The following is a 25,223-nucleotide window of genomic DNA, read 5'->3' on the forward strand; positions in this document are numbered from 1 at the left end:
ACCCCGCTCTGCAGCGCAGTGCGGGGTTTTCATTAAGCACGAGGAGCCGGCAGTGAGCCTCGAATCGACGGGCCGATCCGGCGATCTTAAAAATACTGTTACAGGAGCCTGCTAGTCGTCCAGCTGATTGGAAATCAAAATGGGCGATGATTATGCAGGCGATCTTGACGTCTCTCGATAGGCGTTGGCGGCGAAGCGATGCGGCACTTGCTTCGTCTCACTGGAAAATCTGCCTTTTTCTGACAGCCAATATCGTGCTTCTTTCGGCCCTCCTGTTCGATTGGCCTCTCGGCGCCACCCTTAAAAGCCAGTCGCCCTCCGTTCGCTTCGTCGGCGGAATGCTGACCGATTTCGGCGATTCCGAGTGGATCATCATCATCAGCGCCTTCCTGTTCTTCGAAGGCTGGGCCGGTAGCCGTCTGCTGCATTCGCAGCGCTGTCGTTGCAAAGCGTTGCGTATCTGCCAGATCGGCGGCTATCTGCTGACGACAGTCGTGCTTTCCGGCCTTCTCGCCAATCTGCTCAAGCGCGCCATCGGCCGCGCCCGCCCCACCCATTTTGCCGATTGGGGCCCTTTTGGTTTCTCGCCCTTCAACGGCCGGGCCAGCTTCGAGAGCTTCCCGTCAGGCCATGCGACCACCATTGGCGCCCTCTTCGTGGCGCTTGCTTTCATGTTCCCACGCTACCGCTATATCTTCGCTGCCTGCGCCCTGTGGCTGGCGATCACGCGTGTCATGGTCGGCGCGCACTATCCAAGCGACGTCATCGCCGGCCTGGCGCTTGGCGGCTGGTTTTCCTTCATGATGGCGACCGTCTATTCCCGCTACGGCCTGCTTTTCCGCATCAACCCCGCCGGCTGGCCGACGCCGAAATGGCGGTTGCTGAAGAGCAAGTGACGCTCCGATTGAAAACTATGCGCAGCGCCGCCGCCCGCGGTCGGTTGCAGGGAAATCGCATATCACCTGAAATCGTAGCCGCCCTCCCTTCTCCCCAGCGGGGAGAAGGAGTTTCCGGTGCTGATCCGACCTATACGCGATTGCCCGGTGGGCGAGGGGATAGATCCCGCATCGGCCTTTACGCCTGGCGATGCATAGAAAGATCGCAAAGGTTGCCAAGCCCGCCGTACATTCATATATCTGACAGACGGGTCACCGAGGGCGGTCAACCCGATTTCGTTCACTTGCGATGAAAATCATGGATGCCGGGCCGATACGTTTGAGCGAAAGGCAGATGGGATTGATCTCCCGGGCACTTGCCGAGCCGCGACGTGTGCAGATCCTGAAGGAAATCGGCACGCGCAGCGAACCCATGCCCTGCAGCACGCTGAACGAGTGCCATGCCGTCAGCGCCGCGACGATGTCCCATCATATCAAGGAACTTGAGAATGCCGGTCTCATCGAGATCCAGCGGGACGGCAAGTTCGCCAACCTCGTGCTGCGCCGCGATACCCTGAACGCCTATATGGCGGAACTTTCCAAGATCTGATGATTCCATCCCACGCCATCGGCATTTTCCGCCGTGGCTCTTGTATCAATTAGATGATTATCTAAATATCAAAGTGACGATGCGGAGCGGTTTTCGGGTCGCGTCTGTCGAATGATTTGATGATTGTAAAAATGTCTAACAATTTCCGAAGGAAAATGACATGAGCAAACTGACAGGCAAGGTCGCGATCGTGACCGGAGCATCCAAAGGCATCGGCGCCGGCATCGCCAAGGCTATGGGCGAAGCGGGTGCAGCCGTTGTCGTCAACTACGCCTCGAGCCGCGAAGGTGCCGATAAAGTGGTGGCGGAAATCACCGCCAAGGGCGGCAAGGCGCTCGCTGTCCACGGCGATGTTTCCAAATCCGAGGACGTCAAGCACCTCTTTGCCGAGGCTAAGCAGGCCTTCGGGCGCGTCGATATCCTCGTCAACAATGCCGGCGTCTATAAATTCGCGACGATCGAGGAATTCGCCGAGCAGGAATTTCATCGCCAATTCAACATCAATGTCCTGGGGACATTGCTGGCCACGCAAGAGGCGGTGAAACATTTCGGCCCCGAGGGCGGCAGCGTGATCAACATCGGTTCCAACGCTGTCAGCATGAACTTGCCGACTGCCTCCGTCTATACGGCAACCAAGGCCGCTGTGGATTCCGTCACCAAGATTCTCGCCAAGGAACTCGGTTCACGAAATATCCGGGTCAATAATCTGGCACCTGGCGGCGTCGAGACGGAAGGCGTTGTTGCCGCAGGCATCATTGGCAGCGATTTTGAAAAGCATCTCGTCTCCCAAACGCCTCTCGGCCGTCTCGGTCAGCCGACCGATATCGCTCCGGTCGCCGTCTTCCTCGCTTCGCAAGATGCCGCCTGGGTGACCGGCGAAACCATCTATGTCGGCGGTGGCCTGAAGTAGTCGCTATTCGCGATACTGCCCTCCGAGAGGAGGGCGGTTTGCCGGGCGCGACACAACCGCACGCCCGGCCAATACATTAGCAAACAATTGCCAAACCACCCCACTTTCCTATTTAGTAGATGCGTTCGGGTTTTCCGCCTAAGCATCACAGCTGCCAGGCCGCAAAGCGGCGATATTTCGGCCGTGAGATTTCAAAACATCCTGTGTTCAATGCGATCCTACGCAGCAGCGAATGTCATCGAACTCCCCTAAGATCCGCCGGCGATCGCTGTCGTGAACAACAACGGAGGACGTCTTTATGAATACCGCCAATACCAAGTCGAAACTGGGTACACGCACCAATCTCAGCGAGGAGGCGACACGCGATATTTCCGCAGCCTTGAGCGCCCTGCTGGCGGATGTCTTCGCCCTCTATCTGAAAACCAAGAATTTTCATTGGCACATGAGCGGGCCGCATTTCCGCGATTATCACCTGCTTCTCGACGAACAGGGCGAACAGATTTTCGCGATGACCGACCCTATGGCCGAGCGTGCCAGGAAGATCGGCGGAACGACCCTGCGGTCGATCGGTCAGATCGCCAAGCTGCAGCGCATTCCGGACAATGACGCCGAATATGTCGATCCGCAGGACATGCTGGCCGAACTCGCTGACGATAATCTCAAGCTGTCTGCCGAAATGCGCGCCGTTCACGATGTCTGCGACGAGTACGGCGATGTCGCCACCGCGAGCCTTCTTGAAAACTGGATCGACGAGTCCGAGCGCCGCACCTGGTTCCTGTTTGAAACCACCCGCCAGTCCAACCGCTGATATCGAAGCGACGTGCCTTCGAACACGATAGTCGAAGGCCGGTTCCGGTGCGCTCGATTTCCTCGCTCCCGCACCGACGGGAGCGAGGAAATCCTTGACTCCTGTGGAAAACATCTTAGAACCGGCGACGGAAAAGGAAGACTTCCATGGTTCGCTTCGAACAGCTCGATAGCTTCAGTCACCCGGCGCAATGTGCCGGGCGGGATGTCTATTTTCCGGTTTCTTCCAAAACCAAGGCCAAAACGACGACGAAAACCGTCTGACGTCTCTGGCCTGCCGCTCTCTCCCCGGCTCGGCCGGGGACAGGAACCGGCCGTTATGGCCGCGGTTCCCCCCTCGCCAAAGAGGAGAGAAGAGAAAGAGAGCTTGAGAAATGGGTTTCAAAGTTGCAGTAGCGGGCGCGACCGGAAATGTCGGACGTGAAATGCTCAACATCCTGTCCGAACGCGGCTTTCCCGCCGATGAGGTCGTGGCGCTCGCATCGGCCCGCTCGCAGGGAACCGAGGTTTCCTTCGGAGACCGGACGCTGAAGGTTGCCAACCTGGAGAATTACGATTTCTCCGACACCGACATCTGCCTGATGTCGGCCGGCGGCGACGTTTCGAAGAGGGTCTCGCCGAAGATCGGTGCCCAAGGCTGCGTCGTCATCGATAACTCCTCCGCATGGCGCTACGACGCCGACGTGCCGCTGATCGTTCCGGAAGTGAACCCGGATGCCATCACGCAATTCACCAAGCGCAACATCATCGCCAATCCGAATTGCTCGACCGCGCAGCTTGTCGTCGCCCTGAAGCCGCTGCACGATTTCGCCAAGATCAAGCGCGTCGTCGTCTCGACCTACCAGTCCGTTTCCGGCGCCGGCAAGGATGGCATGGACGAGCTGTTCAACCAGACCCGCGCCGTCTTCGTTGCCGATCCGATCGAGAACAAGAAGTTCACCAAGCGCATCGCCTTCAACGTCATTCCGCATATCGATAGCTTCATGGAAGACGGCTACACCAAGGAAGAATGGAAAGTGCTGGCCGAAACCAAGAAGATGCTCGATCCGAAGATCAAGGTCACCTGCACGGCCGTGCGCGTTCCTGTCTTCATCGGCCATTCCGAATCGGTCAACATCGAGTTCGAAAACGAGATCACTGCCGACCAGGCCCGCGATATCCTTCGCGAAGCTCCTGGTTGCCTCGTCATCGACAAGCATGAAAACGGCGGCTACATCACGCCTTACGAATCCGCCGGCGAAGACGCGACCTATATTTCGCGTATCCGCGAGGACGCAACGGTCGAAAATGGCCTCAACATCTGGGTCGTCTCCGACAACCTGCGCAAGGGAGCCGCGCTCAATGCCATCCAGATTGCCGAACTGCTCGTCAACCGCGGCCTGATCAAGCCGCGCAAGCAGGCTGCGTAAGGATCCGTAAACCAATTTACGGTTTATAAATTCTTGCCGGCTAAGCAGGATCGAACGAAAGCCTCGCCATTTCGGATGAAAGGCGGGGCTTTTGCAAATGAGTTTGGCGGTGATGTTTCACGTGAAGCGAAACATTGATTGCTAAAATGAGATAATGACAGAGCAGTCGGATGCTGGCATGGTCCAGCGGCGACTAGACAGCGCATAAGCTTGGAAACTGGAGGGTTTATGCGCCTTTCAAAAACGGTTACCGCGTTCGCGGCGCGGTAAGAATTCGGGGACACTGAATGCGCATCACAAAGTCTGGAATGGCAACTCTCGTGGCGGGCGGGTTGTTGCTGGCGACGCCGATTGCCGCAAATGCGGCATCCTGTGGCAACACTTCCGCCGGTTTCGAGAATTGGGTGCAGGAATTCAAACGCGAAGCGCAAGGGCAGGGCATCAGCCCCTCGGTCCTTGATAAAGCCTTCGCCAACGTTCATTACAATCAGCCCACCATCCGCGCCGACCGCGGCCAGAAGAGCTTCAAGCTTTCCTTCGAGGAATTCATGAAGAAGCGCGGCGGCCAGACGATCATCAATCGCGGCAAGAGCATGAAGCAGGCCAATGCGGCGCTCTTCGCCAGGATCCAGAAGCGCTTCGGCGTCCCCCCGGGTCCGATCATCGCGATCTGGGGCATGGAAACCGGCTTCGGCGGCTATATGGGCGACCAGCATACGCTCTCGGCCGTTTCGACCCTTGCCTATGACTGCCGTCGTTCGGCCTTCTTCACCGAACAGCTCTACTCCGCCCTGAAGCTTGTCGGCGAAGGCTACCTCAGCCCGTCGGCACGCGGCGCGGCGCATGGTGAGATCGGCCAGACGCAATTCATGCCCAAGAACGTCGTTGCCTTCGGCGTCGACGAAGATGGCGACGGCAGAGTCGACCTCGTCGGCTCGCGCGCGGATGCGCTCGCTTCGACGGCCAACTTCCTGCGCGGCCATGGCTGGCAGCCGGGCGCCGGCTATCAGCCCGGCGAGCCGAATTTCTCCGCCATCGCCGGCTGGAACGACGCAAGGGTCTATCAGCAGGCGATCGCCTATATCGGTCAGCAGATCGACGGCCAGTAAGCCAGACAACGGCGACGGGAATGAAAAAGGCGCTGCGACCGGATGGTCCGCAGCGCCTTTTCATTTGATCTGCCTTCCGCCCTCACACATCCGGGCGGATGAAATCGCGGGTGTCTGGATCCATGATCCATAGCTCGCCGGTCGAAATGTCGAACCACGCGCCGTGAAGACTAAGCTTGCCCTCTTCTTCCCGCGCCTTGATCTCCGGGAAACTGCGCAGGTTCTCCAGCGAATTGCGGATCGAAATGCGCTCCAGCGCCGTCTGCCGCTCGGCCGGTGTCATGATATCGTTGCTCTGGATCTGTTCGGCGGCCGGCTTCAGCAAGCCCATCCATCGGCCGATGAAATCGCCGGGAGACAACGGTTCGGCATCGGGGTCGAGCGCGGCACGGATGCCGCCGCAACGGCCGTGACCCATCACGACGATATCCGAGACCTTGAGCGACAGGACGGCGAATTCGAGTGCCGACGAGGTCGCATGGAAATTGCCATCCGGCTCATAGGGCGGCACCATGTTGGCGACGTTGCGGATGACGAAGAGCTCTCCCGGGCCGGCATCGAAGATGATCTCCGGCGCCGAGCGGGAGTCACAGCAGGCAATCACAAGGGTCGATGGGTTCTGGCCGATCTCCGCCAGATTGCGATAGCGTTCGCGCTCATCGACGTAACGCCCGCTCATGAAGTTACGATAACCGTTCAGAAGGGTGTCGGGAAAGCTTTGCATGACATTGGATTACAGCGCAGTTCTGTCGATGGCAACTGTTGCGCTGCAAAAAGCGTTAACCGTCGCAAGCCGCTATTTCTTCCGCCGCTGCGCCGGATGGATGAGGTGCCGCAGTTGCACCATCGCCATCGGTGTCGACAGGCTCGCGGAATCGACGGCGAGCGTCAGCTCGTTACTGCCACGTTTGACGGCGCGCGCCAGCACTTCGTACACGCTGGCCGTCGTCAGCTGCAGCGCCCTTTCCTCATCCATGCCCGATAACAGCCGCGACAGGAACACCGCGGACAGCAGGTCGCCAAGCCCGTTCGGCGCTCCTTCGATGCTGCGATGCTCGGCAAGCAAAGCGTTTCGGCCGCTAAGATAGAGGTTGCCGATGCCGCCGGCCATCATCGGCACCGCCGACGTCACCAGCATGCGCGATGGTCCCAGCGCAAGGGCCGCTTCCATGATGGCGTTGTTGTCCTCGAGCGGCGCGCCGGCAAGCCAGGCGAGCTCATAACGATTCGGCGTCGCGAGAGATGCCAGCGGAATCAGGAGATCGCGGATGGCTTCGGCCGTTGCCTCGGGCACATAAAGGCCGCCGGCATCGCCGATCACAGGATCGCAGGCATAGAAAAGGTCGGGGTTCTTTTCCCGCAGGGCAGTCACCAGCCTGGCGACCGAGCGCGCCTGCGCGGCATTGCCGAAATAGCCTGAGAGAACCGCCTTCACCTCGGAAAGCCAGGGTGCCGCGATGAGATCGTCGATGGCGTGGTCGAAATCCGCCTCATTGAAGGCCAGCCGCGTCGAGCGGCCATGGCCTGGATGCCAGGGAAGAACGATAGTCGGCAGCGCCCAGACGGGATGACCGAGCGTTTCCAGCGCGAAAACGGCCGCACGATTGCCGACGGAGCCTCTGACAACATGGCTGGAGATGACGATAACGGCGCCGGCCGACATTTGCGACATGATCCTTGCTTTCAGTTCAGGGCTTCGCACTGCATGGCGCAGTTGATGATCCCTTTCGCGCCACTCTGTCAACCGCGCTTCACAGAGTCATGAAAACCTCTGTTGACGAGCTTATTCCGTCAATTTCACGCCAATGTTCATCTGCTTTGCATCGGAAGCGCATATTCCGGCAAGATTCTTGAAAAAACGGAGCGAAATCGGTCCAAAAGCAACTAAATCCGCATTCTTTTTGCCAGTTTTTTCGCTAAACCTTCTGCTACTGTGGTCAGAATTCGAAAATCGGGAGGAATTTCATGGCGCCGAGAACCAATCCGAAACGGGAAAAACAGATCGAAGCGGCACGCAAATTAGCCGCGACGGCGGGCGAGGCGCACCTCGATCCCGAAATCCTGTTCGGCCGCGCCAGCAATGACGATATGGAGCGATACACCCCGGAAATGCTGGCTCTTGCTGCGGCGCACGCGGCCAGGGAACTGGCAGCCTGGAGCGGTACCTCTCCGCGCGTCAGCATCGAGCAGGTCGCCCATATCGAGCCCGATGGCGCCGCCGTGTCGATCCTCTCGATCACCGACCAGAACATGCCCTTCCTTTACGAATCGATCATGGGCGAGGTGACCAGCAGCTACCGCGACCTCTATATGGCCGTGCACCCGATTCTGGTCATCGAGAAGGGCAAGCAGCCGAGCCTCTATTCCGCCGATCATCCGAGCGATCCTGCCCATCGCGTCAGCCATATCCAGCTTCATCTCTCGCCTTTGACGGCAACACAGGCAACGGACCTGATCAAGCGGATCCAGAGCGTGCTCGACCAGACGCATCTCACCGTCTCCGACTGGAAGCCGATGCTGTCCCGCCTCGATACGGTCATCTCGGAGCTTTCCACCCATGAGGCGGCGGGCCGCCGCAAGAACGACCGCGACGAGGCGCTCGCCTTCCTTGCCTGGCTACGTGACGGCAACTTCACTTTCCTCGGCATGCGCGAATATGTCTATTCCGGCAAGGGCGCCAACGCCAAGGTGGAGCGTGATCGCGGCACCGGCCTCGGCATCCTTTCCAATCCGGATGTGCGCGTTCTGAGGCAGGGTAAGGACGCCGTCACCACGACACCGGAAATCCTCGCTTTCCTCAACGGGCCGGATTTCCTGATCGTCACCAAGGCCAACGTCAAGTCGATCGTCCACCGCCGTGCCTATATGGATTATGTCGGCGTCAAGCGCTTCGACGCGGATGGCAACGTGACGGGCGAGCTGCGCATCGTCGGCCTCTTCACCTCCACGGCCTATACCAGTGCAGCGGCCGAAGTGCCGCTGCTGCGCTCCAAGGTCCAGAAGGTCAAGGATCATTTCGGCTTCGATCCCACAAGCCACTCCGGCCGCATGCTCGAAAACACGCTGGAATCCTATCCGCGCGACGACCTCTTCCAGATCGACACGACGCTGCTCGCAAGCTTCGCCGAACAAATCAACGACCTGGCCGACCGGCCGCGCGTGCGGGCGCTGCCGCGCATCGACCATTTCGACCGCTTTGTTTCGGTAATCGTCTATGTGCCGCGCGAGGAATATGATTCCGTCGTCCGCGAGAAGATCGGCAACTACCTGAAGTCAGTCTATGACGGCCGCGTCTCCGCCTATTATCCGGCCTTCCCGGAAGGCGGCGTGGCACGCGTGCATTTCATCATCGGACGTAGCGCCGGCAAGACACCGCATATCCCGCAAGCGAAGCTCGAAGAGGCGATCCGTGCCATCACAGCCCGCTGGGACGAACGCTTCGTCATGCTGGCAGGCCCGAAAGCGCCGAGTATCTCCGTCAGCCAGGCCTTCCAGGAAGCCTTTTCGCCGGAAGATGCCTTTGCCGATCTGCCTGATATCACCGCAACCGCCGGCGTCGAACCGATCCGCATCGCCTTCTATATCCGCAAGGACGAAGCCGGCGACATTCTCTCGCTGAAAATCTTTCATGGCCAGGGCAATCTCGCGCTGTCGCGCCGCGTGCCGCTGCTGGAAAATCTCGGCTTCAACGTCATCAGCGAGCGCACCTTCGATATCTATGTCACTGCCAAGGACGGCTCGACCGGCCATGTCGTGCTTCACGATATGGAGCTCGAAGCTCGAAGCGGCGTAACGATCGATCTCACCCGCCATGGCGCGGCCCTGGAAGAAGCTTTCCTCGCCGCTTTCGGCGGCACGATCGACAATGATGCCTTCAACAGGCTGATCGTCTCCGCCGACCTTTCCGCCCGCGAAACGAATGTATTGCGCGCCTATTCCCGCTATCTGCGCCAGGCAGGCATCGCCTATTCGCAGGATTACATCGCCGCGACACTGGACAAATACCCGCGCATCGCTGCCTCGCTTTTCCGCCTCTTCCATGACACGCTTGACCCGAAACTCAGCGACAAGAACCGCACGAAGAAGCTTGTCGACCTGCATGCAGGCATTGAAACCGAGCTTGCCGATGTTCCAAGCCTCGACGACGACCGCATCCTGCGCCGCTATGTCAACGCCATCGACGCGACGCTGCGCACCAACTATTTCCAGAAGAACCCGGACGGCACGCCGAAGGCCATGCTTGCCTTCAAGCTCGATCCGAAGCTGCTGGATGGCCTGCCCGAGCCGCGCCCCTTCCGCGAAATCTTCGTTTACGGCGTCGAAGTGGAGGGCGTGCACCTACGCTTCGGCAAGGTGGCCCGCGGCGGCCTGCGCTGGTCTGACCGCGCCGAAGACTATCGCACCGAAGTGCTGGGCCTGGTAAAGGCGCAGCAGGTCAAGAACGCGGTCATCGTGCCCGTCGGCGCCAAGGGTGGCTTCTATCCGAAGAAGCTCCCCGTTGGCGGCAGCCGCGACGAGATCTTCAATACCGGCCGCGAAGCCTACAAGACCTATATCCGCACGCTGCTGTCGATCACCGACAACATCGCCGGCGCCGATATCATCCCGCCGGCCGACACCGTGCGGCTTGATGGTGACGACCCCTATTTCGTCGTCGCTGCCGACAAGGGCACCGCCACCTTCTCCGACACCGCCAATGCGCTGGCGCAGGAAGCCGGCTTCTGGCTGGACGATGCCTTCGCTTCGGGTGGCTCGGCCGGTTACGATCACAAGAAGATGGGCATCACCGCTCGCGGCGCCTGGGAAACCGTGAAGCGACATTTCCGCGAAATGGACATCGATATACAGACAACGCCCTTCGACGTCGTCGGCGTCGGTGACATGTCCGGCGACGTTTTCGGCAACGGCATGCTGCTGTCGCCGAAAATCCGCTTGCTCGCCGCCTTCGACCACCGCGACATCTTCATCGATCCCGATCCGGACATGGGCAAGACGCTCGCTGAGCGGCAGCGCCTCTTCAACCTACCGCGCTCGAGCTGGCAGGATTTCGACAAGTCCGTTCTGTCGAAGGGCGCCATGATCATCTCGCGCTCGGCAAAATCGGTCACGCTGACGCCGGAAGCGGTGGCGGCCATCGGCATCGACAAGGCGGTCGCAACCCCCTTCGAGATCATGACGGCGATCCTCAAGGCGCCAGTGGACCTGCTGTGGTTCGGCGGCATCGGCACCTACGTCAAGGCAACCGCTGAAACGGATTCGGAAGTCGGCGATCGCGCCAACGATCCGATCCGCATCACGGCTGACGAGGTTCGCGCCAGGGTGATCGGCGAGGGCGCCAATCTCGGCGTCACGCAGAAGGGCCGCATCGCCTATGGCCTCAAGGGCGGGCGCTGCAATTCCGACGCCATCGACAATTCCGCCGGCGTCAACACTTCGGACGTCGAGGTCAACATCAAGATCGCGCTGGCATCTGCCATGTTCGACGACCGGCTGACGCGCGCCAAGCGCGACACACTGCTCGCCTCCATGACCGATGAAGTGGCATCTCTCGTCCTGCGCAACAACTACCTGCAATCCCTGGCGATCTCGCTGACAGAGCGCAAGGGTGCAGGCAACGCTCTCGAACTCAGCCGCTTCATGAGCGTGCTGGAAGCGGCAAAGCAGCTCAACCGCAAGGTTGAGACCCTGCCCGACGACCAGACCTTCGCCGAGCGCTATGCCAACGGACGCCCGTTGACCCGCCCTGAAATCGGTGTGCTGCTCTCCTACGCCAAGATCGTCCTCTTCGATGCGATCGTCGCGAGCGACCTGCCCGACGATCCCTATTTCGCCGCAACGCTCAGCCGCTATTTCCCCGCCAAGATGCAGCGCTCGAACGCCGCCGATATCGAAAGTCACCGCCTGCGCCGCGAGATCATCGGCACGGCGCTTGCCAACGAAGCGATCAACCGTGGCGGCCCGGGCTTTGCGGTGAGCATGATGGACGCGACGGCCGCATCGGCTGCCGAAGTCGTCAAGGCGGCCGTCATCGCCCGCGACGGTTTCGATCTCGACCGGCTCTGGAACGAGACCGACGCGCTGGATGGCAAGGTTGGCGGCCAGATGCAGAACCGAGTCTATGGCGAGATCACCGAGGTCTATACCGCGCTGACGCGCCTCCTCCTGAAGACCGGAGCGGCCAAGGGCGATATCGAGGAAACTGTTAGCCGGCTTCGTGCAGCCCTGAAGAAGCTGCGCCCCGTCTTCCTCAGCCACATCCCGGCGGATTTCGCAGCCGAGATCGCCGCTCGCGAAGCGGAATATCAGGCTGCCGGCCTGCCGGAGAAGCTCGCTTCGGAGATCGCCACGATCTACGCGCTCGTCCTCGTGCCGGAGATCATGCAGATCGCCGAACGCACCGGCGATACGCTGAACCGGGCGGCCGAAAGCTACTTCACCGTCTCGCAGACCTTCCGTGTCGGCCGCCTGCTACTCGCCGGCAGCCGGATCGTCACCGGCGACCACTATGAGAGCCTCGCTTTGGCGCGTAGCCTCGACCAGATCGCCGGCGCCCGCCGCGATATCGTCATCTCCGCACTGTCGAACCATCCGAAGGACAAACAGCCGGTTCAGGCATGGCATGCGGAAGACCGTATCCGCATCAATCGCATCGCCGAAGAGCTTGGCGGCCTCAGCGAAAGCGGCGATCCCAACCTCGCCCGCATCACTGTCGCCGCTGGCCTGCTTACCGATCTTGCGAACGGCAGGTCAAGGTGACACAGTCCGCCCGACCTCGTCATGCGGATGAGGGAATGAGGGCTGAATCTGGTGGCGACCGAAATTATTGACAATGACGTGCCGGCAAAAGTGCCGGCACGCGGTATCTGGGGCTGGATGTTTTTCGACTGGGCGGCCCAACCCTTTTTCACGGTCGTCACCACCTTCATTTTCGGCCCCTATTTCGTCGCGCGGCTGACGGCCGATCCCGTCTCCGCACAGACGACATGGAGCAATATGGCGACGATCTCCTCGGTGATCATCGCCATTCTCTCCCCCGTCCTCGGCTCGATCGCCGATCAATCCGGCGCCCGTAAACCGTGGATCGCCTTCTTCGCCGTCATCAAGATCGCCAGCCTCTTCTGCCTCTGGGGGGCAGCGCCTGGATCGCCTGTCATCTATCCCGTCATTTTCATGATCCTGGCGTCGATCTCGGCCGAATTCTCGATCGTCTTCAATGATTCGATGATGCCTCGGCTGGTCGGCAAGGACGATGTCGGCAAGCTGTCGAACGCCGCCTGGGGCCTCGGCTATCTCGGCGGCATGATCGTGCTGATCACCGTCGTGACCCTGCTCGCCGGCAATCCGCAGACCGGAAAGACCATCCTCGGCCTGACACCACTCTTTGGCCTCGATGCCGCACTCGGCGAGGATGCCCGCATCACCGGGCCGATTTCGGCCGCATGGTATCTGATCTTCATCCTGCCGATGTTCCTCTTCACGCCGGACGCCGCCCGCGGCCTGCCGCTTCGCACCGCGGTTCGCTCGGGCCTCCGCGAGCTATCGGCGACCCTCAGCGAGCTGAAGCGCCGGCGCGGCATCAGCCTCTTTCTCATCGCCCGCATGATCTATCAGGATGGCGTCAACGGCCTCTTGATCCTCGGCGGTACCTTCGCGGCCGGCATGTTCGGCTGGGCGACGATCGAGATCGGTATCTACGGCATCATCCTCAATGTCATCGCCATTTTCGGCTGCTTCGCCGCCGGCTATGTCGATCGCTGGCTCGGCTCGAAGACGACCGTCGTCATCAGCCTGACATTGCTGCTTGTCGCCACCTTCGGCATCATATCGACCGGACCCGGCTTCACGCTCTTCGGCCTTGTTCCGCTCTCGACCGTCAATTCCGGCGGCCTATTCGGCACCGCGGCGGAAAAGGCCTATATCGGCTACGGCCTGCTGATCGGCATCGCCTTCGGCCCCGTGCAGGCCTCCTCGCGCTCCTATCTCGCCCGCAGCGTCAGCCTCTCGGAGGCCGGCCGTTATTTCGGCATCTACGCGCTGTCAGGCCGCGCCACCAGCTTCATGGCAACGCTGTTCTTCTCGCTGGTGACCTACTGGAGCGGCTCGGCCCGCCTCGGCATGGCGACGCTCGTCCTCTTCCTCGCCGGCGGCCTGCTGCTTCTGCTGCCGACGCCTTATCCGGCGGATAGGGCAACGAAATAGAGCCTTTCCGCTTTTCTCCGAATCGCGAAAACGCTCTATCCTCTTGTTTTTACGCAATTCCGGACGGAAAACCGCTACGCACTTTTCCTGGAATTGCTCTAGGTAAAGAAAATCCCGGCTGGCGAACCAACCGGGATATGCATTCTTCGAATCTGGTATATCCGCTGATCAATGACGGAAATGACGCACGCCGGTGAAGACCATCGCGACATTGTGCTCGTTGGCCGCGTCGATGACCTCCTGATCGCGCATGGAGCCGCCCGGCTGGATGACCGCGGTGGCACCTGCTGCAATCGCCGAAAGCAGGCCGTCGGCAAAGGGCAGGAAGGCTTCGGAGGCGACGGCCGAACCGCGCGTCAGTGGCTCGGCAAGCCCCATGGCCTTGGCGGCTTCCTCGGCCTTGATCGCGGCGATACGAGCGGAATCGACACGGCTCATCTGTCCCGCGCCGATGCCGGCCGTCTGGCCGTCCTTGGCGTAAACGACGGCATTCGACTTCACATGCTTGGCGACGCGGAAGGCGAACTTCATGTCTTCCAGCTCCTGCGCCGTCGGCGCGCGCTTGGTGACGACCTTGAGCTCCATATCCTCGACCAAGGCATTGTCGCGGTTCTGCACCAGCAGGCCGCCTGAGACGGTCTTGGCGGTCAGGCCCGGCACACGCGGATCGGGCAAGGCGCCGACCGAGAGCAGGCGGAGGTTGGGCTTGCGGGCGATGATCGCCTTGGCTTCCTCCCTAACCTCGGGCGCAATGATGACTTCGGTGAAGAGCTTGACGATCTCTTCGGCGGTTTCCGCATCGAGCAGGCTATTCAGCGCAATGATACCGCCGAAGGCCGAAACCGAATCGCAGGCAAGGGCGCGCTTGTAGGCTTCAACCAGGCTCGGACCGGTGGCAACGCCGCAGGGGTTGGCATGCTTGATGATCGCGCAGGCCGGGCCGTTTTCCGGCAGGAACTCGGCAACGAGCTCATAGGCCGCATCTGTGTCGTTGATGTTGTTATAGGAAAGCTGCTTGCCCTGGATGAGCGTCGCCGTGGAAACACCGGGGCGGTTTTCGCCCGTCACGTAGAAAGCCGCCTTCTGGTGCGGGTTTTCGCCATAGCGCATCTCCTCACGCAGGACCCCACCGATGACGCGATGGCGCGGCGTGGCGATATCGAGCGCTTCGGCAAACCAGTTGGAGATCATCGCGTCGTAGGCAGCGGTGCGGGCAAAAGCCTTGGCGGCCATGCGCTTGCGGAAATCATAGGTCGTTTGACCTGCATCGGCGGCAAGCTGCGCCAGCAGCTCGGCATAATCGGCCGGATCTGTGAGCGTCGTCACATAGGCATGGTTCTTGGCCGAAGCGCGGATCATCGCCGGGCCGCCGATGTCGATATTCTCGACCGTCGTCGGATAATCGCCGCCAGCCTTGCGTACGTCCTCGAAGGGATAGAGATTGATAACGGCAAGATCGATGCCTTCGATGCCATGTTCCTTCATCGCGGCCTGGTGTTCGGCATCGTCACGGATGGCAAGCAAACCGCCATGGACCTTCGGATGCAGCGTCTTGACGCGGCCGTCCATGATCTCCGGAAAATTCGTGACTTCCGACACGTCGGTCACCGCGAGACCCGCTGCGGCAATCGCCTTGTGCGTGCCGCCGGTCGACAGGAGGCGCACGCCCTGCTCGCTGAGCGCACGCGCCAGCTCGACGATCCCGGTCTTATCAAAGACGGACAGAAGCGCGGTTTTCACCTTCACCTTGTCGGGAGCGGGAATTTTCTTGGAAACGACGGCCATGGGCTTTCTCCGGTCTGGAGCAATTCCAGGAAAAGTGCGCAGCGGTTTTCCGTCCGGAATTGCGAGATAACAAAAACAGAGCTGATACGCTCCGGCATGAGGAGACGAGGCGTCCGGCGTAGATGGCGCGGGACGGATAATGCCGCCCCGTTAGCATAGCTGACGCGCTTAGCCTATGGCCGATGGGATAAAAACCAGCGGATTTCCGGCTTTTCCGTGATTCGGAAAACGATCTCGAGCTGATCGGAAGAACGCATGCCCGAAGGATCGGCAAAGAAGATGTCCTCCGCGACAAGCACCTCGTTGCCCGGCGAGGAGAAGACCCATGTCTCTCCATCCGGCGCGATCAGCAGCGCGGAATCCGTTTCCGTCTGCAGAAGGCTGATGGAAGGGTGGATATGGAAGCGAGCGGAGGCAATGCCTTCGCCCTTCGGCGGCTGTTTCCTGCCCTCCGGCACGAAGAGCCGGTCGCGGCCGGCGACGATCGTGCCGCTGGCATTGAGGCTGAGCTCCCGCTCGTGGACATAGCCGAAGGCCGAGAGATAGCCGTCATGAGCGGCCCGGACATAATCGCGGCCGTCTTCGGTCTCGGCGCGCTCGACGATGACCTTCTTGACACCGCCGACCATGATCGGCCCGAGAGATTTCGATTTGGAAAACTGCGATGATGAGGTGTCGTTGAGCGTGACAGTCGAATGCGCCGCGGTCGCCCGCGCAGTTTGTGTAAAGCGCTCGCCTGCAAACTCCGGGGAACCGGAATTGATGATAAAGCGCGTCTTGCCCGATGACATTTCGAAGGAAAGGCAGCCCGCATGCGCCGTGCGGCTAAGATCGGCCGAGGCGGCGGTTCCCACATCGATAATGACGACGGCCGAACCGGCCGCCAACCGATGATATCTAGTGTGCGGCAAGGCCTTGAAAGCCTGCCCCGCCGTCTCGTCATAGCGCAGCACCGACATCAGCTCGTTGGCAAGCGTCGAGGTCGCGCCGTTGAACAGCGCCAGATCGCCATCCTGGTGGCGGAAGAAGCGCAGCGCCGGATACATACGGTCGATGCCGGGAATAAGCCGTATCGGCACGTCATGGCCGAGATTGACGTAGGTCTGTCGCAGCGGCAGCAGATCGAGCAGCAGTTCCAGCGACGCGCGCGGATTGCGGGAGATATGGCCGCCATCCTGCAGAATCTGCCGGTCGATCTCACGGTCGAGTGCCTGGCCGGCGCGCTTCAGCCGCAGAGCGCTGCTCGGCATGGCGACCGAGGACATGGCAAGCGCGATGCGCACGCGGAACCGGGTGATGCCATCCGGCGAGGACGAAACGATCCGCTGCAGAAAGCGCACATGGAAGACGAGCATCCGCATGAAACGGCGGTAGAAACCGCTGTCGGTGCCATGCAAAAGCACTGGCGAATGCGACAGGAGCGCGATCAGTCGCTGCGCCGCTATATCAGGCGACCAGGCAAGACCGTGCAGCCGGCGGCCATGAACGGCAATCCAATCGGTAAGGATCGACCGCGCCATGGCCGAGGCCTGGTCGCTTTTCTCCGCCCGCAAATGCCGCAGCCAGCGAAAATTATGCAGCCGGGCGGCAAAGGCCAGCGATGGCAGTTCGAGCGAGAAGGGCGATGCGCCTTGCGTTTCCAGGACGCGCCCGGCCAGCAGGATGCGTCCGTTCAGAAGCTCTTCGACGAAAAAGGGATCGACGCTGCGCAGATCGGTCGGCGCCACGATCAGGCGTTCCGGCACACGCATCGTGTGGCGGGTGAGACGCAATCGCGTCAACGCCGCGCGGCGCGACATCCGCCGCCATGCTTCCCGCATGTATGAACTCACAAAACCCTGCCGCAGACCTGCATATTTGCTTTTGCTTACTCTCATGGCCCGTGGTTAAAAAGAGGTTACGGATATACCGATTAAGGACATATTACCGGGTTTTTTAACCGTCCTGGGGAATGATGCGCCAATGTACAACTAGCGCGTGTGGCGAAGCACGGCGGCGAAGAAGCCGTCGAGACCAGAAGCAAAGCCATCGGAAAGCGGCAGCATATCCGGCGTGGTGCGGAACGCTCCAAGCGGCGAGATCGCCGTTTCGAGACCCGGCCAATCGCTCGCGGCGATCGGCACGCGCTCGACATTGTCGGTATCGGAGAGCAGGCGCGCGACCAGATCCTCGCCCTCTTCCGGATCGAGCGAGCAATTGGAAAACACCACCACGCCGCCCGGCTTGACCAGCGTCAGGGCGTGGCGAAGCAGGCGCTCCTGCAGGGCGGCAAGCTTGGCGATATCCTCCGGCCCCTTGGTCCAGAGCACGTCCGGATGGCGGCGTGTCGTCCCCGTCGAGGAGCAGGGGGCATCGAGAAGAGCGGCGTCGAAAAGTTCGTCGGGCTGATATTTGCTCATATCGGCAACGACGGTCTCGGCTTCCATGCCGAGGCGCCCGAGATTGGCGGACAGCCTCTTCAGGCGGTTGGCGGATTGATCGAGTGCGGTGACCTTAGCGCCGGCGAGAATGAGCTGAGCCGTCTTGCCGCCGGGTGCTGCGCAGAGATCCACCACCCGTTTGCCGGCCAGCGAACCGAAAAGCTTTGCCGGAATGCTGGCGGCGGCATCCTGCACCCACCACTCACCCTCATCGAAACCGTGCAGCGAGGGAATGGCTCCTTCGAAAGCGGCAAGCCGCAAGCCGCCCGTCGGCAGCACGGTGCCGTTCAGCCGTTTCGCCCAACCTTCTGCATCGGATTTCACCGTGAGGTCGATCGCGGCCGGCTCGAGCTGCGTGTCGGAAATTCTGAGCGCAGCGGCAGCACCATAGGCCGCCTCCAGCCGGGAGAGGAACCAGTCCGGCATGGCCGGCACTTTCGCGACCCGCTCAAGAATCTCCTGCTTTTCGCGGCCGATGCGGCGGAGAATGGCATTGACCAGCTTGGCGAAACGGCGGTTACGGGGATCGCGGTTAGCCTGCTCGACGGCAAGATCGACGGCGGAATGATCCGGTACGTCGAGATAGAGGATCTGCGCCGCGCCGACAACAAGCACATGATGCAGCGCGCGGGCGCCTTCCGGCAGCGGTGAATCGAGCAGCGACGAGATTGCCGCCTCGATGCGCGGCAGGTGCCGCAGCGCGCTGTTCAAAATGGCGCGCACCAGCGCCCGATCGCTGTCGCTGAGCGTCGTATAGGCAGCACTGCCGCCTTCAGAATCGAGCATGCCGTCGAGCGGCGTCTTGCGGTCCAGCACGGCTCCCAGGATCTTTGCCGCCGCCGCGCGGGCCGCAAGGCCAGGCTTCGGCGGAGACGAATCGAGCGGGCGGGATTGCTGAGGCCGCTTGCCCGATCGTTTTCCGTCTCTATTGGAAGCATTGTTTTTCGTGTCAGAACTCAAGACCAGGGACCCTTCGGCGGTTGCGAACCACCGCGACCCGTATTCGGCACGGAGCGCGATTTGCGCCCCGGATTAGCAGTGAAGGACGGTCCCGTCGAGCCAAAGTCCGAAGATGGCGTCATCGGCGGGGCGCTGCCGCCGCTGAAACGAACCATTTCATACAGCGCGGCGATGCGGTTTTCCGTGTTCGGATGGGTGGAAAACAGATTGTCCATGCGCTCGCCGGAGAGCGGATTGATGATGAACATATGCGCCGTCGCCGGATGGCCTTCGGCCTCTTCATTCGGAATATGCTCTGCGCCGCGGGCGATCTTGCCGAGTGCGGAGGCAAGCCAAAGCGGATTGCCGCAGATCTCGGCGCCGCGGCGGTCGGCCGAATATTCGCGCGTCCGGCTGATCGCCATCTGCACCAGCATGGCAGCCAGAGGGGCGACAATCATCGCCACGAGGACGCCGACCATGCCGAGCGGATTGTTGTTGTCGCGGCGGCCACCGAAGAAGAAGGCGAAATTGCCGAGCATGGAAATGGCGCCGGCAAGCGTCGCCGTAATCGTCATGGTCAGCGTGTCGCGGTTCTGCACATGGGCAAGCTCGTGCGCCATCACGCCAGCGACTTCGTCGGGCGTCAGCCCGTGCAGCAGGCCGGTGGAGGCGGCAACGGCGGCATTTTCCGGATTGCGGCCCGTGGCAAAGGCGTTCGGCTGCGGGCTGTCATAGAGATAAACCCTAGGCATCGGCAGGCCGGCATTGCGGGCTAGATCGCGGACGATGCGGTAGAATTCCGGGGCACTGCGCTCGTCCACCTCCTGCGCACCATAGGTGGAGAGTACCATGCGATCGGAATTCCAGTAGGAAAAGAAATTCATGCCGGCAGCAACGACGAATGCGATCAGCATGCCCGATTGACCGCCGATCAGATAGCCGACGCCCATGAACAAAGCGGTCATGAAGGCCAGCAGCATGGCAGTACGCATGAGATTCATCGAGGGGTCTCCAACACATCTGTCGTCCGAACCTTTTTCTTTGCGGCCGGACGCGCCGGAGCCGGATGATTTCAGGTCTTTTCGACCTGAAATCTGAATCCGCTCCGAAATCAAAAAAGCAGAGCATGATGTCACCCGAAAACCGTTCACACTTTTCGGCATCATGCTCTATGATTTGGCTATTCCTCCGCCTAATTCAACGGTTCCGGACCGATCAGATCATGCAGACAGCCGATAACGACAATAAACTCGACACCGAAACCGGTGAAATCACTCGCAAGCCGCTCTCGCCTGCGGCCAAGCGCGCGCTTGCCGAAGCCGAGGAGCGCCGCAAGGTGCAGGAAGCTCAAGCACAGGCCGAGCTCCCCCCGGAAATCGGCGGCCGCGGCGGCGCCGACCCCGCACGCTTCGGCGACTGGGAGATCAATGGACGGGCGATCGATTTTTGAGATGAGTTTAGGTTAGCCGTCATTCGATGGGAGAATAATGCCTGTAGGTTTCTCTCAAGGTCTGTCCTTTGATAAGAAGCGCGCAAACTGGAGCGGTACCGGCCACCGCCCTTTGGCTTGGTCCATGTGGTATCCGGCCGATGATGATGCAATCGAAATTGCATCTTCGCCGTCTTGGTTCAAGCAAAAGCCGGTCGCGCCCAACGTGCCGATGAAGAAGTCTTCCGATCCGCTCCCCCTGGTGTTGCTGTCCCATGGGTCGGGCGGCCTTGCCATCGGACTAGAATGGCTCGGACATCGATTGGCTCAGGCCGGCTTCGTGGCCTTGGGTATCGACCATCACGGCCATACAGGTTCGGAACCCTACAGAGCAGAGGGATTCCTCTGTCTTTGGGAGCGAGCGGCCGATCTGACCGCCTTGCTCAACGCAAATGACTGGAGAGAGGTTTTGGGAGGAGCCGTCGAAGATCAAGCCCATGTCGCGGGATTTTCCGCAGGTGCCCATACCGCGATGCTGTTTGTCGGCGCGCGCATTGCCTACTCTCAGTTCGAACCAGATAACCCTCAGAAGAGCCCCATACGCGGCCCGCGAGAATTCCCTGATTTGGCGGATCACATTCCTTCGCTTCTCCAAGACAGCAGGTTCCTGGAGTCATGGAATCGACGACGAGGCAACTTCAGAGACGAAAGAGTGAAGGCCGCTTTGGCGATCGCGCCAGGTCGGTCGGTTCTCGGCTTTGCCAAGGAAAGCCTCGAAGAAATAACAGCTCCTGTTCAGATCATTGGTGGCGACGCAGATATCATAGCGCCGGCTCACGAATGCTGCACATGGCTCCACGAGAATGTGCGCTCCAGCTCTCTTGAAATCATGGGCGGCGGAGTGGGCCACTATACGTTTTTGCCTGAGGCCACACCACAAGGCCTGAAGGCATCACCAGCAGTCTTTACCGACATTGCGGGCTTGGTACGCGAAAACGTGCACAACCATGTTGCTCAAATGGCAATTGCTTTTTTCAGCACCGCTGAATGAGAAACTTAGGCGAGAGCACAGCTCTCACCTAACGTCAAATGGCCCAATGCCCCTGGTCAGACTTACGCCGCATCCGCCTTGTTCTGCCTATTGGCGATCAGATCATCGACGACAGCCGGATCGGCAAGCGTCGAGGTATCGCCGAGTGCGCCGAAATCGTCTTCGGCGATCTTGCGCAGGATGCGGCGCATGATCTTGCCGGAGCGGGTTTTCGGCAGGCCGGGCGTGAACTGGATCTTGTCCGGCGAGGCGATTGGGCCGATTTCGGCGCGAACGTGTTTCACCAGCTCCTGCCGCAGCGCGTCCGAGCCTTCCTGGCCGACCATCAGCGTCACGTAGCAGTAGATACCCTGACCCTTGATCGAATGCGGATAGCCGACAACGGCCGCTTCCGAAACATGGCTGTGCGACACCAGTGCCGATTCCACCTCCGCCGTACCGAGGCGATGGCCCGAGACGTTGAGCACGTCGTCGACGCGGCCGGTGATCCAGTAATAACCGTCCTCATCACGGCGGCAGCCGTCGCCGGTGAAGTACTTGCCCTTGTAGGTGGAGAAGTAGGTCTGGATGAAGCGCTCGTGGTCGCCATAGACCGTGCGCATCTGGCCGGGCCAGCTGTCGGCGATGACGAGATTGCCGTCGGCGGCTCCTTCCAGCACGTTGCCCTCATTGTCGACCAGCTCAGGCTGCACGCCGAAGAAGGGCAGGGTGGCCGAACCGGCCTTGAGGTCCGTCGCGCCCGGAAGCGGCGTGATCATGTGGCCGCCGGTCTCCGTCTGCCACCAGGTATCGACGATCGGGCAACGGCTGTCGCCGACCACCTTGTAGTACCATTCCCAGGCCTCCGGATTGATCGGCTCGCCGACCGTGCCGAGGATGCGCAGGCTGGAGCGCGAGGCGCGCTTGACGAAATGATCGCCGGCCCCCATCAGCGAACGGATCGCCGTCGGCGCCGTGTAGAAGATATTGACCTTGTGCTTGTCGATGACGTCCCAGAAGCGGCCCTGGTCCGGGTAGTTCGGCACGCCTTCGAACATCAGCGAGGTCGCGGCATTCGCGAGCGGCCCGTAGACGATATAGGAATGGCCGGTGACCCAGCCGACATCGGCCGTGCACCAGTAGATATCGCCGGGGTGATAGTCGAACGTATATTCATGCGTCATCGCCGCATAGACGAGATAGCCGGCCGTCGTGTGCAGCACGCCCTTCGGCTTGCCGGTGGAGCCGGAGGTATAGAGAATGAACAGCGGGTCTTCCGCCTTCATCTTCGCCGGCGGGCAATCGGCCTTCACCTTGGCGATTTCCTCGTGATACCAGAGATCGCGGCCCGGCTCCCAGCCGACCTTGCCGCCGGTGCGACGCACGGCGATGACGGTCTTGACCGAAACCTTCTGCTTGGCGGCGATCTTGATCGCCGTATCGGTGTTTTCCTTCAGCGGGATGGATTTGCCGCCACGAATGCCCTCATCGCAGGTGATGACGACGGTCGACTGGCAATCGACGATGCGGCCGGCGAGCGCTTCCGGCGAGAAGCCGCCGAAGACGACCGAATGCACCGCGCCGATGCGGGCGCAGGCGAGCATCGCGTAGGCGGCTTCCGGGATCATCGGCATATAGATGGTGACGCGGTCGCCCTTCTTGACGCCATGCTTCTTCAAGACATTCGCCAGCCGGCAGACCTGCTCGTAGAGCTCGTTATAGGTGATCTTCTTGTCGATATAGGGATTGTCGCCTTCCCATATGAAAGCGACGCGATCGCCATGCTTCTTCAGATGCCGGTCGATGCAATTATAGGAGACGTTGGTGACACCGTCCTCGAACCACTTGATCGAGACCTTGCCGGTAAAGGACGTGTTCTTCACCTTGGTATAGGGCTTGAACCAGTCGATGCGTTTGCCATGCTTGCCCCAGAATTTGTCGGGATCCTCGACGCTCTGCTCATACCATTTCCGGTACTTCGCCTTGTCGATCAAGGCGTGCGCCTTGATAGGCTTCGTCACAGGATGAATCTTCTCCGACATTGTTTCCTCCTCAAATCCCCGGCACTCCGATTTACAAATGCGAGTGCCCTTTCCGCGCAATAAATAGCAGGTCAAACTACGACAGCAATTGGACAAAGTGCATTTCATGCGCAAAGAATTGCAATTCCGCGACACTGTCGCTATATAGGGCCGTATTTCCCGGACAATGTGGTGTTACACCCCGGACCGCGACACCGGCGCGGACTGACAGAAGGACTATATCCATGGCTCAACAATTGCTCATGCCGAAGGCAACCGCCATCTGGCTTGTCGACAATACAGCCTTGTCATTCGACCAGATCGCGCAGTTCTGCAAGCTGCACCCGCTTGAAGTGAAGGCCATTGCCGACGGTGAAGCCGCTCAGGGCATCAAGGGCCTCGACCCGATCTCGACCGGTCAGCTGACCCGCGACGAAATCGCCCGCGCCGAAGCCAATCCGAACCACAAGCTGAAGCTTTCCGAGCCGAAGGTTCGCGTACCGGAATCCAAGCGCCGCGGCCCGCGCTACACGCCGGTCTCCAAGCGTCAGGATCGACCGAACGCCATTCTCTGGCTAGTGCGCAACCATCCGGAACTGAAGGATGCGCAGATTTCCCGCCTCGTCGGCACCACCAAGTCGACCATCGAGCAGATCCGCGACCGCACTCACTGGAATTCGGCCAACCTGGCGCCGATGGACCCGGTCACCCTCGGCCTCTGCAGCCAGATCGACCTCGACATGGAAGTCGAAAAGGCCTCCAAGGGCCGTCCGCTGCCGACCGCCGCCGAACTCGGCGCGACGCTGCAGCCGGCTCAGGAAACCGAGAAGCTCGGCTTCAGCTATGAGCGTGAAGAAGAGAAGGAAAAGGAAATCGACGCCGACGCCGTTTTCGCCAAGCTGAAGTCGCTGAAGTCGACCAGCCGCGACGACGAGGACGACGATCAGTTCTAAAATCCGGCATAGCGGATAAGAATGCAAAGCCCCGGTTTTCGACCGGGGTTTTTTGCGCGCTAGCGCGCGCCGAAAATCGCAGAGCCGACGCGCACGCTTGTCGCGCCGAAGGCAACGGCGGTCTCATAGTCGCTCGACATGCCCATGGAGAGCTTTTCGACGCCGGCTTGCCCGGCGAGCTTTGCGAGCAGGGCAAAATGCGGCCCCGGATTTTCGTCCGCCGGCGGAATGCACATCAGGCCCTCGACCGAAAGTCCGAGCTCCTTGCGGCAGAAATCGACGAAAGCGACGGTATCATCGGGAGCGATACCGGCCTTTTGCGGCTCCAGGCCGGTATTGACCTGCACATAAAGCCTCACGCTCTTGCCCTGAAGCTTCATTTCATCGGCGATGGTGCGGGCGATCTTTTCCCGATCGATCGTCTCGATGACGTCGAATAGCTCCACGGCATCGGCGGCCTTATTCGATTGCAGCGGACCGATCAGGTGCAGCTCGATCCCCGGCGTTTCGGCCTTCAGCTCCGGCCATTTGCCCTGGCTTTCCTGCACGCGGTTTTCGCCGAACACCCGCTGGCCCGCCGAAATCGCCGGTCGGATCTGATCGGCGTCGAATGTCTTGGAAACGGCGACGAGCTGCACGGCGCCGGTGGGTCGGCCAGCCTGGCGTTCGGCTGCCGTGATATGGGAACGGACTTCGTTCAGGCGCTCTTGAAGTTCCATCTTTT

General features: G+C 60.6%; 19 protein-coding genes. 11 read left to right on the forward strand and 8 right to left on the reverse strand.

Annotation, left to right across the window (positions count from 1 at the left end):
• The first annotated feature begins 152 nt into the window (after nucleotides 1–152).
• The 6 genes from lpxE (at nucleotide 153) to FP026_RS28690 (ending at nucleotide 5,720) form a co-directional block, all read left to right on the forward strand.
• Nucleotides 153–896, forward strand: a complete 744-nt coding sequence (lpxE, locus tag FP026_RS28665; RefSeq protein ID WP_149637955.1) for a lipid A 1-phosphatase LpxE — start codon at nucleotides 153–155, stop codon at nucleotides 894–896.
• A gap of 334 nt (nucleotides 897–1,230) precedes the next feature.
• Nucleotides 1,231–1,485 carry an ArsR/SmtB family transcription factor gene (locus tag FP026_RS28670; RefSeq protein WP_112339939.1) on the forward strand — a complete coding sequence of 85 codons (255 nt, stop codon included), beginning with the start codon at nucleotides 1,231–1,233 and terminating at the stop codon, nucleotides 1,483–1,485.
• 160 nt (nucleotides 1,486–1,645) lie between these two features.
• Nucleotides 1,646–2,395: an SDR family NAD(P)-dependent oxidoreductase gene (locus tag FP026_RS28675; protein WP_149637956.1), complete on the forward strand. Its 750-nt coding sequence runs from the start codon at nucleotides 1,646–1,648 to the stop codon at nucleotides 2,393–2,395.
• Between the two features lie 298 nt (nucleotides 2,396–2,693).
• Nucleotides 2,694–3,203: a Dps family protein gene (locus tag FP026_RS28680; RefSeq protein ID WP_149637957.1), complete on the forward strand. Its 510-nt coding sequence runs from the start codon at nucleotides 2,694–2,696 to the stop codon at nucleotides 3,201–3,203.
• Nucleotides 3,204–3,576: 373 nt separating this feature from the next.
• The gene (locus FP026_RS28685; RefSeq protein WP_149637958.1) at nucleotides 3,577–4,611 is read left to right on the forward strand and encodes an aspartate-semialdehyde dehydrogenase; all 1,035 of its coding nucleotides are present in this window, start codon (nucleotides 3,577–3,579) and stop codon (nucleotides 4,609–4,611) included.
• Between the two features lie 287 nt (nucleotides 4,612–4,898).
• Nucleotides 4,899–5,720, forward strand: coding sequence for a lytic murein transglycosylase (locus tag FP026_RS28690; RefSeq protein WP_149637959.1), 822 nt, complete (start codon nucleotides 4,899–4,901; stop codon nucleotides 5,718–5,720).
• Between the two features lie 82 nt (nucleotides 5,721–5,802).
• Here FP026_RS28690 and FP026_RS28695 read toward each other — a convergent pair whose 3' ends face one another.
• The gene (locus tag FP026_RS28695) at nucleotides 5,803–6,444 is read right to left on the reverse strand and encodes a carbonic anhydrase (RefSeq protein ID WP_149637960.1); all 642 of its coding nucleotides are present in this window, start codon (nucleotides 6,442–6,444) and stop codon (nucleotides 5,803–5,805) included.
• Between the two features lie 72 nt (nucleotides 6,445–6,516).
• Nucleotides 6,517–7,392 carry a pyridoxal kinase PdxY gene (gene pdxY, locus FP026_RS28700; RefSeq protein WP_149637961.1) on the reverse strand — a complete coding sequence of 292 codons (876 nt, stop codon included), beginning with the start codon at nucleotides 7,390–7,392 and terminating at the stop codon, nucleotides 6,517–6,519.
• A gap of 293 nt (nucleotides 7,393–7,685) precedes the next feature.
• Between pdxY and FP026_RS28705 the strand changes: the two genes are divergently transcribed.
• The gene (locus FP026_RS28705; RefSeq protein WP_149637962.1) at nucleotides 7,686–12,476 is read left to right on the forward strand and encodes an NAD-glutamate dehydrogenase; all 4,791 of its coding nucleotides are present in this window, start codon (nucleotides 7,686–7,688) and stop codon (nucleotides 12,474–12,476) included.
• Nucleotides 12,477–12,524: 48 nt separating this feature from the next.
• Nucleotides 12,525–13,919: an MFS transporter gene (locus tag FP026_RS28710; protein ID WP_149637963.1), complete on the forward strand. Its 1,395-nt coding sequence runs from the start codon at nucleotides 12,525–12,527 to the stop codon at nucleotides 13,917–13,919.
• Nucleotides 13,920–14,087: 168 nt separating this feature from the next.
• Here the strand turns inward: FP026_RS28710 and purH are convergent, their stop codons facing one another.
• The 4 genes from purH to htpX all read right to left on the reverse strand — a co-directional run bounded on the left by purH (nucleotide 14,088) and on the right by htpX (nucleotide 20,067).
• Nucleotides 14,088–15,704 (reverse strand): bifunctional phosphoribosylaminoimidazolecarboxamide formyltransferase/IMP cyclohydrolase, encoded by a 1,617-nt coding sequence (purH, locus tag FP026_RS28715; protein WP_149637964.1) that lies wholly within the window; start codon nucleotides 15,702–15,704, stop codon nucleotides 14,088–14,090.
• 173 nt (nucleotides 15,705–15,877) lie between these two features.
• Nucleotides 15,878–17,581: a heparinase II/III family protein gene (locus FP026_RS28720; RefSeq protein ID WP_149637965.1), complete on the reverse strand. Its 1,704-nt coding sequence runs from the start codon at nucleotides 17,579–17,581 to the stop codon at nucleotides 15,878–15,880.
• A 93-nt stretch (nucleotides 17,582–17,674) separates the two neighbouring features.
• Nucleotides 17,675–19,084, reverse strand: a complete 1,410-nt coding sequence (locus FP026_RS28725; protein WP_149637966.1) for an RsmB/NOP family class I SAM-dependent RNA methyltransferase — start codon at nucleotides 19,082–19,084, stop codon at nucleotides 17,675–17,677.
• A complete protein-coding gene (gene htpX / locus FP026_RS28730) occupies nucleotides 19,081–20,067 on the reverse strand; it encodes a zinc metalloprotease HtpX (protein ID WP_149637967.1) in 987 nt (328 codons plus the stop codon). The genes FP026_RS28725 and htpX overlap by 4 nt, the downstream gene beginning before the upstream one ends.
• Before the next feature lie 221 nt (nucleotides 20,068–20,288).
• Here htpX and FP026_RS28735 point away from each other — a divergent pair, with 221 nt between their 5' ends.
• Nucleotides 20,289–20,516: a DUF1674 domain-containing protein gene (locus tag FP026_RS28735; RefSeq protein WP_149638033.1), complete on the forward strand. Its 228-nt coding sequence runs from the start codon at nucleotides 20,289–20,291 to the stop codon at nucleotides 20,514–20,516.
• A 37-nt stretch (nucleotides 20,517–20,553) separates the two neighbouring features.
• On the forward strand, nucleotides 20,554–21,546 hold the full coding sequence (locus tag FP026_RS28740; protein ID WP_149637968.1) for an alpha/beta hydrolase family protein: 993 nt from the start codon (nucleotides 20,554–20,556) through the stop codon (nucleotides 21,544–21,546).
• A gap of 62 nt (nucleotides 21,547–21,608) precedes the next feature.
• On the opposite strand, the gene acs is transcribed toward FP026_RS28740, so the two are convergent.
• Nucleotides 21,609–23,567, reverse strand: coding sequence for an acetate--CoA ligase (gene acs, locus FP026_RS28745; protein ID WP_149637969.1), 1,959 nt, complete (start codon nucleotides 23,565–23,567; stop codon nucleotides 21,609–21,611).
• A gap of 224 nt (nucleotides 23,568–23,791) precedes the next feature.
• Here acs and FP026_RS28750 point away from each other — a divergent pair, with 224 nt between their 5' ends.
• The gene (locus FP026_RS28750; protein WP_149637970.1) at nucleotides 23,792–24,499 is read left to right on the forward strand and encodes a DUF1013 domain-containing protein; all 708 of its coding nucleotides are present in this window, start codon (nucleotides 23,792–23,794) and stop codon (nucleotides 24,497–24,499) included.
• Between the two features lie 59 nt (nucleotides 24,500–24,558).
• Here FP026_RS28750 and FP026_RS28755 read toward each other — a convergent pair whose 3' ends face one another.
• Nucleotides 24,559–25,218, reverse strand: coding sequence for a YggS family pyridoxal phosphate-dependent enzyme (locus FP026_RS28755; protein ID WP_149637971.1), 660 nt, complete (start codon nucleotides 25,216–25,218; stop codon nucleotides 24,559–24,561).
• Nucleotides 25,219–25,223: the final 5 nt, after the last annotated feature.

Origin of the sequence: Martinezella tropici, from assembly GCF_008370325.1 — a bacterium.
Taxonomy (GTDB): domain Bacteria; phylum Pseudomonadota; class Alphaproteobacteria; order Rhizobiales; family Rhizobiaceae; genus Rhizobium; species Rhizobium tropici_B.